We start from the raw sequence: 13,096 nt of genomic DNA on the forward strand, positions 1-13,096 counted from the left end.
GGACCGGACAAAGCGGGCGGGGACAATCCACCCTGCCGAGGAGAGCGTCGAATGCCGTGGAAGAATCAGGGCGGTGGCCCATGGGGCTCGGGTCCAAAGGGACCATGGGGCTCAGGCCCGCAACCGGTCGGGCCGAGGCCGCCGGATCTGGAAGACCTTCTGCGGCGCGGCCAGGACCGCCTGCAGCAGATCATGCCGGGCGGCTATTTCTCCGGCATCGGCATCACGCTGATCGTGCTGCTGATCGTCGCGTTCTGGCTGCTGTCGGGCTTCTTCCGCGTGCAGTCCGAAGAGCTCGGTGTCGTGCTGCGCTTCGGCAAGCATGTTCGCACCGTGCAGCCCGGCCTGAACTATCATCTGCCCTATCCGATCGAGACGGTGCTGCTGCCCAAGGCGCTGCGCGTCTCCACCATCTCCATCGGCATGACGGTGATCGACGATCCGGCGCGACGCGGCCGCTCCATTCGTGACGTGCCGGAAGAGAGCCTGATGCTGACCGGCGACGAGAACATCGTCGACGTCGATTTCACCGTGCTCTGGCGCATCAAGCCGGACGGCGTCGGCAATTTCCTCTTCAACATCCAGAACCCTGAAGGCACCGTGAAGGCGGTCGCAGAGAGCGCGATGCGCGAGGTGATCGGCCGGTCGCAGATCCAGCCGATCCTGACCGGCGCGCGCAACGTGACCGAGCAGGGCGTGCAGGAACTGATCCAGCGGACCCTGGACAGCTACGGCGCCGGCATTCAGATCAGTCAGGTACAGATGCAGAAGGTCGACCCGCCGGCCCAGGTGATCGACGCCTTCCGCGACGTCCAGGCGGCGCGCGCCAATCTCGAGCAGCTGCAAAACGAGGCGCAGACCTACGCCAACCAGGTCGTGCCGCAGGCCCGCGGACGTGCGGCGCAGATTCTGCAGGCCGCCGAAGGCTACAAGGAACAGACGGTCGCCGAGGCCAAGGGCCAGAGCTCGCGCTTCCTGAAGGTGTACGAGGAATACAAGAAGGCGCCCGACGTGACTCGTGAACGGATCTATCTGGAGACGATGGAGCGCGTGCTCGGCGGCGCGGAAAAGCTCGTCTATGACGCCGGCCGCTCCGGCCAGGGTGTCGTGCCCTATCTGCCGCTTCCGGAATTGACGACCAAGCGCCCGGCCGCCGCCGGTCAGCAGTCGAGCGGAGGCAACCGATGAGATCCCCGGTCACAGGTATCGTCACGCTGCTCGGCCTCCTGCTCGTCGTGGTCGTCGGCTACATGTCGCTGTTCACGGTCCAGCAGACCGAGCAGACCATCGTGCTGCAGTTCGGCCGGCCCGTCGACGTCGTCACCGATCCAGGCCTGCACTTCAAGGCGCCGTGGAACTCGGTGATCAACATCGACAAGCGGATTCTCGACCTCGAGAACCCGTCGCAGGAAGCGATCGCGTCCGACCAGAAGCGGCTCGTGGTCGATGCCTTCGCACGCTATCGCATCAAGGACGCGCTGCGCTTCTATCAGAGCATCGGTTCGATCCAGGCTGCGAACATCCAGCTCACCACGCTCCTGAACGCGGCGCTGCGCCGCGTGCTCGGCGAGGTTACCTTCATCAACGTGGTGCGCGACGACCGTGAGAAGCTGATGCAGCGCATCCGCGAGCAGCTCGATCGCGAGGCCGACGGCTACGGCATCCAGGTCGTCGACGTCCGGATCCGGCGCGCCGACCTGCCGGAGCAGAACAGCCAGGCGGTCTACCAGCGCATGAAGACCGAGCGCGAGCGCGAAGCCGCCGAGTTCCGCGCTCAGGGCGGCCAGAAGGCCCAGGAGATCCGCTCCAAGGCCGACCGCGAGGCAACCGTGATCGAAGCAGAAGCAAGGTCGCAGGCCGAGCAGACGCGCGGTATCGGCGATGCCGAGCGTAACCGCCTGTTCGCCGAAGCCTACGGCAGGGATGCCGACTTCTTCGCTTTCTACCGCTCGATGACGGCGTACGAGAACGGGCTGAAGGCGAGCGACACCCGCTTCCTGCTGCGGCCGGACTCGGATTTCTTCCGGTTTTTCGGCAACCCGTCCGGCAAGACGGTAACCGAGACGCCGGCGAAACCGTAAGCCAGACGAGGGCGGCAGGTCTGCCGCCCTTCGTCCCGACAAGAACAGCACACCGGGAGGTTCCAAGCCGATGAGGTCCATTGCGTTCGCCGACTTCCTCATCGGCCTGGGCATCCTGTTCGTACTGGAAGGCTTGATGTTCGCGGCCAGTCCGAACTGGATGCGCAAGGCCATGAAGAGCGCCATCGCCACGCCGGACAATATCCTGCGGGTGGTCGGGATCGGCTCCGCCGTCGTCGGCCTGATCCTGATCTGGGTTATGCGACGCCCGGTTTAGGCCTCGCACCAACGCCAAAGTGAAGGCAAAAGACCGGATTTCGCCGTATTATCGGGGTCATGAGGCCCGTTGACCTCCGTGCTTGCGCCGTCCCCCCGTTCGAGCGCAGTCTGGACGCCGAATCCCTTTCTCTGGAGATACCAATGCCCGCTGCCACCATTGCCCCGACCCGCTTGCGTTTAGGGCTGGCCGCGCTCGCCGTCAGTGCATTCAGTGTGTTCGGCACGCCGGCACAGGCGCGCGGACCGGATGGCATCGCCGACGTTGCCGAGAAGGTCATCGACGCGGTCGTCAACATCTCGACCTCGCAGACCGTCGAAGCCAAGGGCGGTGTCGGCAATACCATGCCGCAACTGCCGCCCGGCTCGCCCTTCGAGGAGTTCTTCGACGACTTCTTCAAGAACAGGAAGGGCCCCGGCGGCAGCAAGGGCGGTGAAAATAGCCCGGCGCCGCGCAAGACCAATTCGCTCGGAAGCGGTTTCATCATCGACACGGCGGGCGTCGTCGTGACCAACAACCACGTCATTGCAGACGCCGACGAGATCCACGTCATCCTCAACGACGGTACCAAGATCAAGGCCGAGCTCGTTGGCGTCGACAAGAAGACCGATCTCGCCGTGCTCAAGATCAAGCCGACGAAGCCGCTCGTCGCGGTGAAGTTCGGCGACAGCGACAAGCTGCGCCTCGGCGACTGGGTGGTCGCGATCGGCAACCCGTTCAGCCTGGGAGGCACGGTGACGGCCGGCATCGTCTCGGCCAAGAACCGCGACATCTCCTCGGGGCCCTACGACAGCTACATCCAGACCGACGCCTCCATCAATCGGGGCAATTCCGGCGGTCCGCTGTTCAACCTCGACGGCGACGTCATCGGCGTCAACACGCTGATCATCTCGCCCTCGGGCGGCTCGATCGGCATCGGCTTCGCCGTGCCGTCGAAAACGGTGGTGGGCGTCGTCGACCAGCTCCGTCAGTTCGGCGAGCTGCGCCGCGGCTGGCTCGGCGTGCGCATCCAGAGCGTCACCGACGAGATCGCCGAAAGCCTCAACATCAAGCCGCCGCGCGGTGCGCTGGTTGCGGGCGTCGATGACAAGGGGCCGGCCAAGCCGGCCGGCATCGAGCCGGGCGACGTCGTCGTCAAGTTCGACGGCAAGGACGTCAAGGATCCGAAGGACCTGTCCCGCGTCGTCGCCGACACGGCGGTCGGCAAGGAGGTCGACGTCGTCGTCATCCGAAAGGGCCAGGAGCAGATCAAGAAGGTCACGCTCGGCCGTCTCCAGGATCCCGACAAGGTGCAGGCCACGCTGAAGACCGACGAGCCGGCGCCGGAGAAGCCGGTGACGCAGAAGGCGCTCGGCCTCGATCTGGCAGTGCTGAGCAAGGATCTGCGCACGCGCTACAAGATCAAGGAGAGCGTCAAGGGCGTGGTCGTCACCAATGTCGAGGCCAATTCCGACGCCGCCGAGAAGCGGCTCTCCGCCGGCGACGTCATCGTCGAAGTCGCCCAGGAGGCGGTGTCGAGCGGCGCTGACATCCAGAAGCGGGTCGACCAGCTCAAGAAGGATGGCAAGAAGTCGGTGCTGCTGCTGGTCTCGAATGCCGAAGGCGAGCTGCGATTTGTCGCGCTGAGCGTACAGTAGTTTCATCCGTCATTCCGGCGCGATGCGAAGCATCGAACCCGGAATCTCGAGGTTCCGGGTCTGGTGCTTCGCACCATCCCGGAACGACGTTTGCGTCAGCCCTCCACGAACTCCTCGCGCCGGTATCCCTGCGCGTACAGCAGCGCTGTGAGATCGCCGTGATCGATCCGCGCAGCTGCCGCCGCCGCGACCGCCGGCTTGGCGTGGTAGGCGACGCCGAGCCCCGCCGCCTGGATCATCGCGAGATCATTGGCGCCGTCGCCGACCACCACCGAGTCGATGTCGTCGAGATCGAACGATTCCATCAGGTCGACCAGTGTCGCCAGCTTCGCTGCGCGGCCCAAAATCGGCTCCTTCACCTCGCCGGTGAATTTGCCGTCGCGCACGACGAGTTCGTTGGCGCGGTTCTCCTGAAAGCCGATCTTGGCGGCGACCGCGGACGTGAACAGCGTGAAGCCGCCGGAGACGAGGCAGGTATAGGCGCCGTGGGCGCGCATGGTCGCGACCAGTGTGCTGCCGCCCGGGGTCAGCGTGATGCGCTTGGCCAGCACCTCGTCGACGGCGCTGGCGGGCAGGTCCTTGAGCAGCGCGACGCGCTCGCGCAGCGCCGGCTCGAACTCGATCTCGCCGCGCATCGCGCGTTCGGTAATGGCGGCCACATGGGCCTTCACCCCGACGAGATCGGCGAGCTCGTCGATGCATTCCTGGCCGATCATGGTGGAATCCATGTCGGCGAGAAAAAGCTTCTTGCGCCGGACCCCGACTGGCTGCACGACGATGTCGATGGGCAGGTCGCCGCGCAGCTCGCGGAGCCGCTGCTCGATGGCGTGACGGTCGCCTTCGAGGTTACTGTCGGCGCCGAAGGGAATATCGACCGCGACCCCGTCGAACAGCCAGTGCGCGGGAGCTGCCTGCGGCAGCACGGCGCGGGCGCCGTCGACGATGGTCGAGTCGAGCGCGGGATTGTCGGGGTTGCAGATCAGCGTGGCGACGAGGGACATTTGAGGTTTTCGTGAACGAGGAGCAGGTCAGCAGAAGGCCTCTTGGCGAGGCCGTGCTTATCGCAGGCCCGACCGCCAGCGGCAAGTCGGCGCTGGCGCTGGAGCTCGCGCTCGCCACCGGTGGCATCGTCATCAATGCCGATTCCATGCAGGTCTATCGTGACCTCCGCACCATCACGGCACGGCCGACACATGACGAGGAGGCCCGCGCTCCGCACCGTCTCTACGGCCATGTCGATGCGGCCGTGAACTTCTCGGCGGGCGCCTGGGTGGCTGACGCGGCAAAGGCGCTCGACGAGGCGAAGGCGCAAGCCCGCCTGCCGATCTTCATCGGTGGCACCGGGCTCTATTTCAAGGCGCTGACGGCGGGCCTCTCCGTGGTCCCGCCGATTCCTGCCGAGGTGCGCGAGGCAGTGCGCGCGCGGCTGGAACGGGACGGCGCGGAGGCGCTGCATGCGGAACTGGCGCGTCGCGATCCGCGCGCGGCCGAGCGATTGAACCTGCGTGACCGCACCCGGATCGCGCGCGCGCTCGAGGTGATCGAGGCGACCGGCCGTTCGCTGCTCGACTGGCATCGGGAGGGCCAGCCGCCGCTGCTGCCGAAGGACAGTTTTCGCGCGGTATTTCTCGCCCCCGAGCGCGACGAGCTCTATGCCCGCATCGATGCCCGCTTCGATGCCATGCTGGGAGCCGGCGCGCTGAGGGAGGTCGAGCGGCTCGCCGCCAGGCACCTCGATCCGCTGCTGCCGGCAATGAAGGCCCATGGTGTGCCGGCTTTGATCCGGCATCTGCGCGGTGAGATCAGCCTGGAGGAGGCCGCAGGAATCGGCCGCGCCGACACCCGCCACTATGCCAAGCGGCAATTCACCTGGTTCCGGCATCAATTGCCGGACTTCGAATGGGTGAAGCCGAAGGAGGCGAGGGGATGGCTCGTGGCAGTTGTGAACGCCGCCCGGGATCCCGCCTGACGCGCTTTTGTGCTCAGGTTCCCTAATTTACCTCTCGCCAAAACCCGGGGAACACCGCTACACTGCCAAAATCGCGCAGGAACGGTGGCATTGCCTTGACATCCGGGCTTTGGTCGCTATGTTTCGCGCAACCTTTGGGAAGCCGAGCCCTACCATGCGTAATATTATTACCAAACTCCTTATCGCCGTCGTACCCAGGCACACCGCCGGGGATGGCTAGCTGCCATCCACATGACAGGCGGTGTGCATGGGCCCTCTTCGGGGCCTTTTTTATTTCCCGAACCCGACACGACCAAAGCCGCTGACAACAGCGCATCCGGAGCAAGCCAAATGAGCGACAAGAGCCACGATCCGAACCAGATGACCGGCGCCGCAATGATCGTTCGCGCGCTCATCGATCACGGCGTGACCGACATTTTCGGCTATCCCGGCGGCGCCGTACTTCCGATCTATGACGAGATCTTCCAGCAGAGCGAGGTCCAGCACATCCTGGTTCGCCACGAGCAGGGCGCGGGCCACGCCGCCGAGGGCTATGCGCGCTCGACCGGCAAGCCGGGCGTCGCGCTGGTGACCTCCGGTCCCGGCGCCACCAACATGGTGACTCCGCTGACGGACGCGCTGATGGACTCGATCCCGCTGGTCTGCATCTCCGGCCAGGTGCCGACGCATCTGATCGGCAACGACGCGTTCCAGGAATGTGACACCGTCGGCATCACGCGCCCCTGCACCAAGCACAATTGGCTGGTGCGCGACGTCAATGATCTCGCAAAGGTGCTGCACGAGGCGTTCTATGTCGCGACGTCGGGCCGCCCGGGTCCGGTGCTGGTCGACGTTCCCAAGGACGTGCAGTTCGCCACCGGCACCTATCATCCGCCGCGCAAGTCCGACGTGCATCGCTCCTACGCGCCGCGCGTGAAGGGCGATGCGACGCAGATCCGCAAGGCGGTGGCGCTGCTCGCCAATGCCAAGCGCCCGGTGATCTACAGCGGCGGCGGCGTCATCAATTCCGGTCCCGAGGCAACCAGGCTGTTGCGCGAGCTGGTCGAGGTCACCGGCTTGCCGATCACCTCCACGCTGATGGGTCTCGGCGCCTACCCTGCGTCGGGCAAGAACTGGCTCGGCATGCTGGGCATGCACGGCACCTATGAGGCCAACATGACGATGCATGATTGCGACGTCATGCTCTGCGTCGGCGCGCGCTTCGACGACCGCATCACCGGCCGCGTCGATGCGTTCTCCCCGGGCTCGAAGAAGATCCACATCGACATCGATCCGTCCTCGATCAACAAGAACATCCGCGTCGACGTGCCTATCATCGGCGATTGCGGCAACGTCCTCGGCGACATCCTCCAGGTGTTCAAGGCGGAGGCGAAGAAGCCCGACATCAGGTCCTGGTGGCAGCAGATCGCGCAGTGGCGTGCCCGCAACTCGCTCTATTACAAGAAAAGCAACGACGTCATCCTGCCGCAGCACGCGATCCAGAGCCTGTTCGAGGCGACGCGCGGCAAGGACACCTACATCACGACCGAGGTCGGCCAGCACCAGATGTGGGCGGCACAGTTCTACGGCTTCGAGGAGCCGCATCGGTGGATGACGTCGGGCGGTCTCGGCACCATGGGCTACGGCCTGCCGGCGGCGATCGGCGTGCAGGTGGCCCATCCGGACAGTCTCGTCATCGACATCGCGGGCGACGCCTCGGTGCAGATGACGATGCAGGAGATGTCGACGGCGGTGCAGTACGAGCTGCCGATCAAGATCTTCATCCTGAACAACCAGTACATGGGCATGGTGCGGCAGTGGCAGCAACTGCTGCACGGCAACCGCCTGTCGCATTCCTACTCGGAGGCGCTGCCGGACTTCGTCAAGCTCGCGGAAGCCTATGGCGGCGTCGGCATCCAGGTGCACAAGCCCGGCGATCTCGACGGCGCCATCAAGGAGATGATCTCGGTCAAGCGCCCGGTGCTGTTCGACTGCCGCGTCGCGGCGCTCGAGAACTGCTTCCCGATGATTCCGTCCGGCAAGGCTCACAACGAGATGCTCTTGCCGGAGCAGGCGAACGACGAGGCGACCGCGAAGGCCTTCGCCGGCGGCAAGGCGCTGGTGTGACAAGAGACATTTGAGGGGACGACAATGAACCAGCCCGCATCCGCCTACTTCATCGAGGAGCGCCACGATCCCAACGAGACGCATACGCTCTCGGTGCTCGTGCAGAACGAGCCGGGCGTGCTCGCGCGCGTGATCGGCCTGTTCTCGGGCCGTGGCTACAACATCGAGAGCCTCACGGTCTCGGAGACCGAGAGCCAGAAACATCTGTCGCGCATCACCATCGTCACCACGGGTACGCCGATGGTGATCGAGCAGATCAAGCACCAGCTCGACCGCATGATCCCGGTCTACCGCGTCGTCGACATGACCCAGACCAGGCGCTCGATCGAGCGGGAGCTCGCCATGGTGAAGGTGCGCGGGCAGGGCGAGCACCGGGTCGAGGCGCTGAGGCTGGCGGATGCGTTCCGCGCCCGGGTGATCGACGCCACCACCGAGAGCTTTGTGTTCGAGATCACAGGCAATACCGACAAGATCAATCAATATATCGACCTGATGCGCCCGCTCGGCCTTGTCGAAGTGTCGCGCACCGGCGTTGCCGCGATCGGCCGCGGGCCCGAAGGGATGTGAACCATGCTGGCGCGCGACTGGTACTACAATGAGCGGAACCGGATGGGGATCGGGCCCGCTGTGGCGTCGATCTACGACAGCCATGACGATGCGGACCTGCGGTCGCGGGCCGCGCTGAAAATGCTCGGCGTGCAGCGCGGCTGGCGCATCGCGGATATCGGTTGCGGTAACGGCGTGCTGGCCACCGAAGCCGCCCTGATGGGCGCCGAGGTCGACGCCATCGACATCTCGCCGGCGATGCTGGCGCTCGCCGAGATCTACGCGCGCGACCGCAAGGCGCCGGTGCGCACGCAATCGGCCGGCCTGCTCAGCTTCGCCTATCGCCCCGAATCCTATGACCTGATCGTCAGCGAGTTCACGCTGCATCACCTCCCGGATTTCTGGAAGGCGGTGGCGATGTCGCGGATCTATCGTGCGCTCAAGCCCGGCGCGAGCTTCTATTTGCGCGACATCGTCTATGTCTCGATGCCCGATGCCGTGGAGCGCGACGTCGATCAATGGGCCGACTTCCAGATCAAGAATCACGACTTTCCGCGCGACGGCGTGGTGACGCATATGCGCGACGAATATTCGACCTTCGGCTGGGTGATGGAGCGGATGCTGACCGACGTCGGCTTCACGCTGGTCTCGGCCGATTACCACGCACCGATGCACGGCACCTATCTGCTGCGCAAACCAAGAGCCGGCGAGCAAGGCTAGAACGAACAACAACAGGACTGCACGACAGGGCAGAGCCGAGAACAACAATGAAGCCGGCCGACATCCTCATCGCCATCCTCGTGGCGGTCATCTGGGGGCTTGCGTTCGTCGCAAGCCGGATCGCGCTCGACGAATTCTCGCCGGAGCTGATGACGGCGATGCGCTTCGCCATTGCCGCGCTGCCGTGCCTGTTCATTCCCAGGCCGAAGGTCGCCTGGTCACTGCTGATCGCCATCAGCTTCACGCTGTTCCTCGGCCAGTTCCTGTCGCAAGCTTACGGCATCGCCCATGGCGTGCCGGTGGGGCTGACCAGCGTCGTGGTGCAGAGCCAGGCGCTGTTCACCATAGGCTTTGCCGCGGTCGCATTCGGCGAGCGGCCGACGCCGGTGCAGACCCTCGGCATCGTCATTGCGGCGGCTGGCCTTCTCATGATCTGCGGCACCGTGGGTTATGACTTCAGCGTCGGTGCGTTCGCCGTGCTGATGATCGCTCCGATCTGCTTTGCGATCGGCAACCTCCTGCTGCGCGGGGCCCGCGGTGCGCCGATGTTCGACTTGTTTGCCTGGCTCTGCCTCACCGCCGCGGTGCCGCTATTCGCGCTCGCGCTGGTCGTCGATGGGCCCGCGCCGACCTTCCGATCGCTGATCCACATGTCGCTCACCGGCCTCGTCTGCCTGCTGGCAATCGGCGCCATCTCCACCAGCATTGCCTATTGGCTGTGGGGCCGGCTGCTGCGCGACTATCCCGCGGCGCAAGTGGTGCCGTTCGCGCTGCTGGTGCCGTTCGTCGGCTCGGCTGCCTCGAGCATCGTGTTCGGCGAGCGGTTCGGACCCTTGCGGCTCGCCGGCATGCTGACCGTGATCGTTGGTATCGCCGTGATGGTTCTCGCGAACCGGCCCAGGGCGTTAGCCAAACCGCTGCCGAAGACGGCGTGAGGTGACCATGTCCCAGTCGCTGCTCTATGCCTTCCTCATCTTCATGATCGTGATGTACTTCACGCCCGGGCCGAACAACATCATGCTGCTGTCCTCGGGCCTGACCTACGGCTTCCGGCGCACGATCCCTCACATCGTCGGGATTGTCCTCGGCTTCGCCTTCATGGTCGCCGCTGTCGGCCTCGGGCTCGGCTCGGTGTTCCTGGCCTATCCGATCCTCCAGACCATCCTGAAATATGCCGGTGCCGCCTACCTGATCTATCTTGCCGCCGTGATTGCCATGTCCGGCCCGACCAAGCCGGGGGAGGAGGATGGCCGCGGCCCGATGACCTTCTGGGGCGCGGCGATGTTCCAATGGATCAACGCCAAGGGCTGGGTGATCGTGATCGGCACCATCACCGCCTATGCGGCGATCGCCCAATTCCCGCTCAACATCGCGATCCAGACCCTGATCAGCCTGCTCGTCGGCACGGTCTCGACCGTGGTCTGGGCCCTGTTCGGCACCGCATTGCGGCCGATCCTGACTTCGGAGCGGCTGGTCCGCGCCTTCAATATCCTGATGGCGATCCTGCTGCTGGCCTCCCTCTACCCCGTTTTCATGGATGCATGATGTCGCGGATTTCCATGCAGAAACGGGTTTCCCTAAGGGGCCGAAATGCTCTAGACAGCCCCCGAAATCCGCAAATTTCACCCTTCGGACACTGACCAATGGCCGATTTTCGGCCCTGAACGAGGAAACGACCATGCGTGTTTATTACGATCGCGACGCCGACCTGAACCTGATCAAGGGCAAGAAGGTCGCCATCGTCGGCTATGGCAGCCAGGGCCACGCCCATGCGCTCAACCTGAAGGATTCCGGCGTCAAGGAAGTCGCCATTGCGCTGCGCAAGGACTCGGGCTCGGTGAAGAAGGCGGAAGCCGCCGGCTTCAAGGTGATGGACGTCGCCGAAGCCGCCAAATGGGCCGACCTCGTCATGATGCTGACCCCGGACGAACTCCAGGGCGACATCTATCGCGAGCACCTGCACGACAACATGAAGAAGGGCGCCGCCCTCGTGTTCGCGCACGGCCTCAACGTCCACTTCAACCTGCTCGACCCGCGCGCCGACCTCGACGTGCTGATGATCGCGCCGAAGGGCCCCGGCCACACCGTGCGCTCCGAATATCAGCGCGGCGGCGGCGTGCCCTGCCTGATCGCGATCGCCAAGGACGTCTCGGGCAACGCCCATGACCTCGGCCTGTCCTACGCCTCGGCTGTCGGCGGCGGCCGCGCCGGCATCATCGAGACCACCTTCAAGGAAGAGTGCGAGACCGACCTGTTCGGCGAGCAGGTCGTGCTCTGCGGCGGCCTGGTCGAGCTGATCAAGGGCGGCTACGAGACCCTGGTCGAAGCCGGCTACGCGCCGGAGATGGCCTATTTCGAGTGCCTGCACGAAGTGAAGCTGATCGTCGACCTGATCTATGAAGGCGGCATCGCCAACATGAACTACTCGATCTCCAACACCGCCGAATACGGCGAGTACGTCACCGGCCCGCGCATCGTCACCGCCGAGACCAAGGCCGAGATGAAGCGCGTTCTCGCCGACATTCAGGGCGGCAAGTTCGCCCGCGACTGGATGCTCGAGAACAAGGTCAACCAGACCTCGTTCAAGGCGACCCGCGCCAAGCTCGCCCAGCACCCGATCGAGGAAGTCGGCGCGAAGCTGCGCGACATGATGCCCTGGATCAAGAAGGGCGCGCTGGTCGACAAGTCGAAGAACTAAGCCGTCTTCCGGACGCAGCGCATCACGCAAGTGGTGCGCTGCTGATCCCGGGTCCCTTGCGGCTCCCGGGTTCGGGCTTTTTGCGCTCCCCCTTCGCACCACCGCCGTTTTCCGACATGATCGCGGAAAACCTCGAGGGGAGGGTAACCATGCGATCTGTCGTCATCACGGGCGTGTCCACCGGCATCGGCTGGGCCACCGCAAAATTCCTGATTGGGCGCGGCTATCGCGTCTTCGGCAGCGTCCGCAAGCAGGCGGATGCGGAGCGGCTCAACGCTGAATTCGGCGCCAATTTCACACCCCTGCTATTCGACGTCACGGATGAGGCCGCCGTTCTTGCTGCCGCGCGAGCGGTTCGCGAGACCCTGGGCGGAGAGACGCTGGCCGGCCTCGTCAACAATGCCGGCATCGCGGTCGCCGGTCCCGTGCTCGAATTGTCGGCAGACGATTTCCGCCGCCAGATGGACATCAACGTGATCGGCCCCGTCATCGCGACGCAGGCTTTCTTGCCTTTGCTCGGCGCCGATCCGTCGCTGAAGGGGCCGAAGGGGCGGATCGTGATGATCAGCTCCGTCGCGGGCAGGAACGGCAATCCGCTGTCGGCGCCCTACTGCACCTCCAAGCACGCCATCGAAGGATTGTCCGAGAGCCTGCGCCGCGAATTGATGCTGTTTGGCATCGACGTCATCATCGTTGCCCCCGGCGCGGTGAAGACGCCGATCTGGAGCAAGGCCGAACAGATCGACCTATCCGTCTATCAGAACTCGCCCTATCTGCCGGCGCTGAACAAGGTCATGGCCTTCATGATGGACCTCGGCGCCAAGGGCCTGCCGGCCGAGCGGATCGCCGAAATCGTGTTCGAGGCGCTGACTGCGGCCAAGCCACGGGTGCGCTACCAGGTCACGCCAGACCCGATGAGGCATATGATCCAGGCGATGCTGCCCAAGCGGGCCGTCGACCGCATCTATGCCAAGCGGCTCGGGCTATTGCCGCAGTGAAGCAGGCGCTTCAGCCCCGCTAGCCCAGGCCGGCCGTAGCACCATGGCGGCCTCGCTGTGTCCT

13 protein-coding genes are annotated in these 13,096 nt (G+C 64.9%); 12 read left to right on the forward strand and 1 reads right to left on the reverse strand.

Annotation, left to right across the window (positions count from 1 at the left end):
• Positions 1 to 51 precede the first annotated feature (51 nt).
• The 4 genes from hflK to RX330_RS07580 all read left to right on the forward strand — a co-directional run bounded on the left by hflK (position 52) and on the right by RX330_RS07580 (position 3,995).
• Positions 52 to 1,188: an FtsH protease activity modulator HflK gene (hflK, locus tag RX330_RS07565; protein ID WP_212080688.1), complete on the forward strand. Its 1,137-nt coding sequence runs from the start codon at positions 52 to 54 to the stop codon at positions 1,186 to 1,188.
• Complete coding sequence (gene hflC, locus RX330_RS07570) at positions 1,185 to 2,081, forward strand: protease modulator HflC (RefSeq protein WP_212080689.1); 897 nt, start codon at positions 1,185 to 1,187, stop codon at positions 2,079 to 2,081. Before hflK ends, hflC begins: the two co-directional genes overlap by 4 nt.
• Positions 2,082 to 2,151: 70 nt before the next feature.
• Positions 2,152 to 2,358 (forward strand): DUF2065 domain-containing protein, encoded by a 207-nt coding sequence (locus RX330_RS07575; RefSeq protein WP_212080690.1) that lies wholly within the window; start codon positions 2,152 to 2,154, stop codon positions 2,356 to 2,358.
• Positions 2,359 to 2,501: 143 nt separating this feature from the next.
• Entirely contained in the window at positions 2,502 to 3,995 is a 1,494-nt protein-coding gene (locus RX330_RS07580) for a Do family serine endopeptidase (RefSeq protein ID WP_317242578.1), read from the forward strand.
• 95 nt (positions 3,996 to 4,090) lie between these two features.
• Here RX330_RS07580 and serB read toward each other — a convergent pair whose 3' ends face one another.
• Positions 4,091 to 4,996, reverse strand: coding sequence for a phosphoserine phosphatase SerB (gene serB, locus RX330_RS07585; protein WP_317242579.1), 906 nt, complete (start codon positions 4,994 to 4,996; stop codon positions 4,091 to 4,093).
• 11 nt (positions 4,997 to 5,007) lie between these two features.
• Between serB and miaA the strand changes: the two genes are divergently transcribed.
• From miaA to RX330_RS07625, 8 genes are all read left to right on the forward strand, one after another.
• A complete protein-coding gene (gene miaA / locus RX330_RS07590; RefSeq protein ID WP_317242580.1) occupies positions 5,008 to 5,964 on the forward strand; it encodes a tRNA (adenosine(37)-N6)-dimethylallyltransferase MiaA in 957 nt (318 codons plus the stop codon).
• Between the two features lie 330 nt (positions 5,965 to 6,294).
• Positions 6,295 to 8,070, forward strand: coding sequence for an acetolactate synthase 3 large subunit (locus RX330_RS07595; RefSeq protein ID WP_317242581.1), 1,776 nt, complete (start codon positions 6,295 to 6,297; stop codon positions 8,068 to 8,070).
• Positions 8,071 to 8,094: 24 nt separating this feature from the next.
• Complete coding sequence (ilvN, locus tag RX330_RS07600; RefSeq protein WP_212080695.1) at positions 8,095 to 8,637, forward strand: acetolactate synthase small subunit; 543 nt, start codon at positions 8,095 to 8,097, stop codon at positions 8,635 to 8,637.
• Positions 8,638 to 8,640: 3 nt separating this feature from the next.
• Positions 8,641 to 9,336, forward strand: coding sequence for a class I SAM-dependent methyltransferase (locus tag RX330_RS07605; protein WP_212080696.1), 696 nt, complete (start codon positions 8,641 to 8,643; stop codon positions 9,334 to 9,336).
• 47 nt (positions 9,337 to 9,383) lie between these two features.
• Positions 9,384 to 10,271 carry an EamA family transporter gene (locus RX330_RS07610; RefSeq protein ID WP_317242582.1) on the forward strand — a complete coding sequence of 296 codons (888 nt, stop codon included), beginning with the start codon at positions 9,384 to 9,386 and terminating at the stop codon, positions 10,269 to 10,271.
• A 7-nt stretch (positions 10,272 to 10,278) separates the two neighbouring features.
• Positions 10,279 to 10,881, forward strand: a complete 603-nt coding sequence (locus tag RX330_RS07615; protein ID WP_212080698.1) for a LysE family translocator — start codon at positions 10,279 to 10,281, stop codon at positions 10,879 to 10,881.
• 133 nt (positions 10,882 to 11,014) lie between these two features.
• Entirely contained in the window at positions 11,015 to 12,034 is a 1,020-nt protein-coding gene (gene ilvC, locus RX330_RS07620) for a ketol-acid reductoisomerase (RefSeq protein ID WP_140978497.1), read from the forward strand.
• Positions 12,035 to 12,183: 149 nt separating this feature from the next.
• Positions 12,184 to 13,032: an SDR family oxidoreductase gene (locus RX330_RS07625; RefSeq protein WP_317242583.1), complete on the forward strand. Its 849-nt coding sequence runs from the start codon at positions 12,184 to 12,186 to the stop codon at positions 13,030 to 13,032.
• Positions 13,033 to 13,096: the final 64 nt, after the last annotated feature.

Origin of the sequence: Bradyrhizobium sp. NDS-1, assembly GCF_032918005.1 — a bacterium.
Lineage (GTDB): Bacteria > Pseudomonadota > Alphaproteobacteria > Rhizobiales > Xanthobacteraceae > Bradyrhizobium > Bradyrhizobium tunisiense.

Excerpts from the sequence above, each read along its gene's own strand:
- RX330_RS07615 (WP_212080698.1), top strand. The coding sequence starts at position 10,279 with ATGTCCCAGTCGCTGCTCTATGCCTTCCTCATCTTCATGATCGTGATG.
- ilvN (WP_212080695.1), top strand. The coding sequence starts at position 8,095 with ATGAACCAGCCCGCATCCGCCTACTTCATCGAGGAGCGCCACGATCCC.
- RX330_RS07575 (WP_212080690.1), top strand. The coding sequence starts at position 2,152 with ATGAGGTCCATTGCGTTCGCCGACTTCCTCATCGGCCTGGGCATCCTG.
- hflC (WP_212080689.1), top strand. The coding sequence starts at position 1,185 with ATGAGATCCCCGGTCACAGGTATCGTCACGCTGCTCGGCCTCCTGCTC.
- serB (WP_317242579.1), bottom strand. The coding sequence starts at position 4,996 with ATGTCCCTCGTCGCCACGCTGATCTGCAACCCCGACAATCCCGCGCTC.
- RX330_RS07610 (WP_317242582.1), top strand. The coding sequence starts at position 9,384 with ATGAAGCCGGCCGACATCCTCATCGCCATCCTCGTGGCGGTCATCTGG.
- RX330_RS07605 (WP_212080696.1), top strand. The coding sequence starts at position 8,641 with ATGCTGGCGCGCGACTGGTACTACAATGAGCGGAACCGGATGGGGATC.
- RX330_RS07625 (WP_317242583.1), top strand. The coding sequence starts at position 12,184 with ATGCGATCTGTCGTCATCACGGGCGTGTCCACCGGCATCGGCTGGGCC.
- RX330_RS07580 (WP_317242578.1), top strand. The coding sequence starts at position 2,502 with ATGCCCGCTGCCACCATTGCCCCGACCCGCTTGCGTTTAGGGCTGGCC.
- RX330_RS07595 (WP_317242581.1), top strand. The coding sequence starts at position 6,295 with ATGAGCGACAAGAGCCACGATCCGAACCAGATGACCGGCGCCGCAATG.
- hflK (WP_212080688.1), top strand. The coding sequence starts at position 52 with ATGCCGTGGAAGAATCAGGGCGGTGGCCCATGGGGCTCGGGTCCAAAG.
- ilvC (WP_140978497.1), top strand. The coding sequence starts at position 11,015 with ATGCGTGTTTATTACGATCGCGACGCCGACCTGAACCTGATCAAGGGC.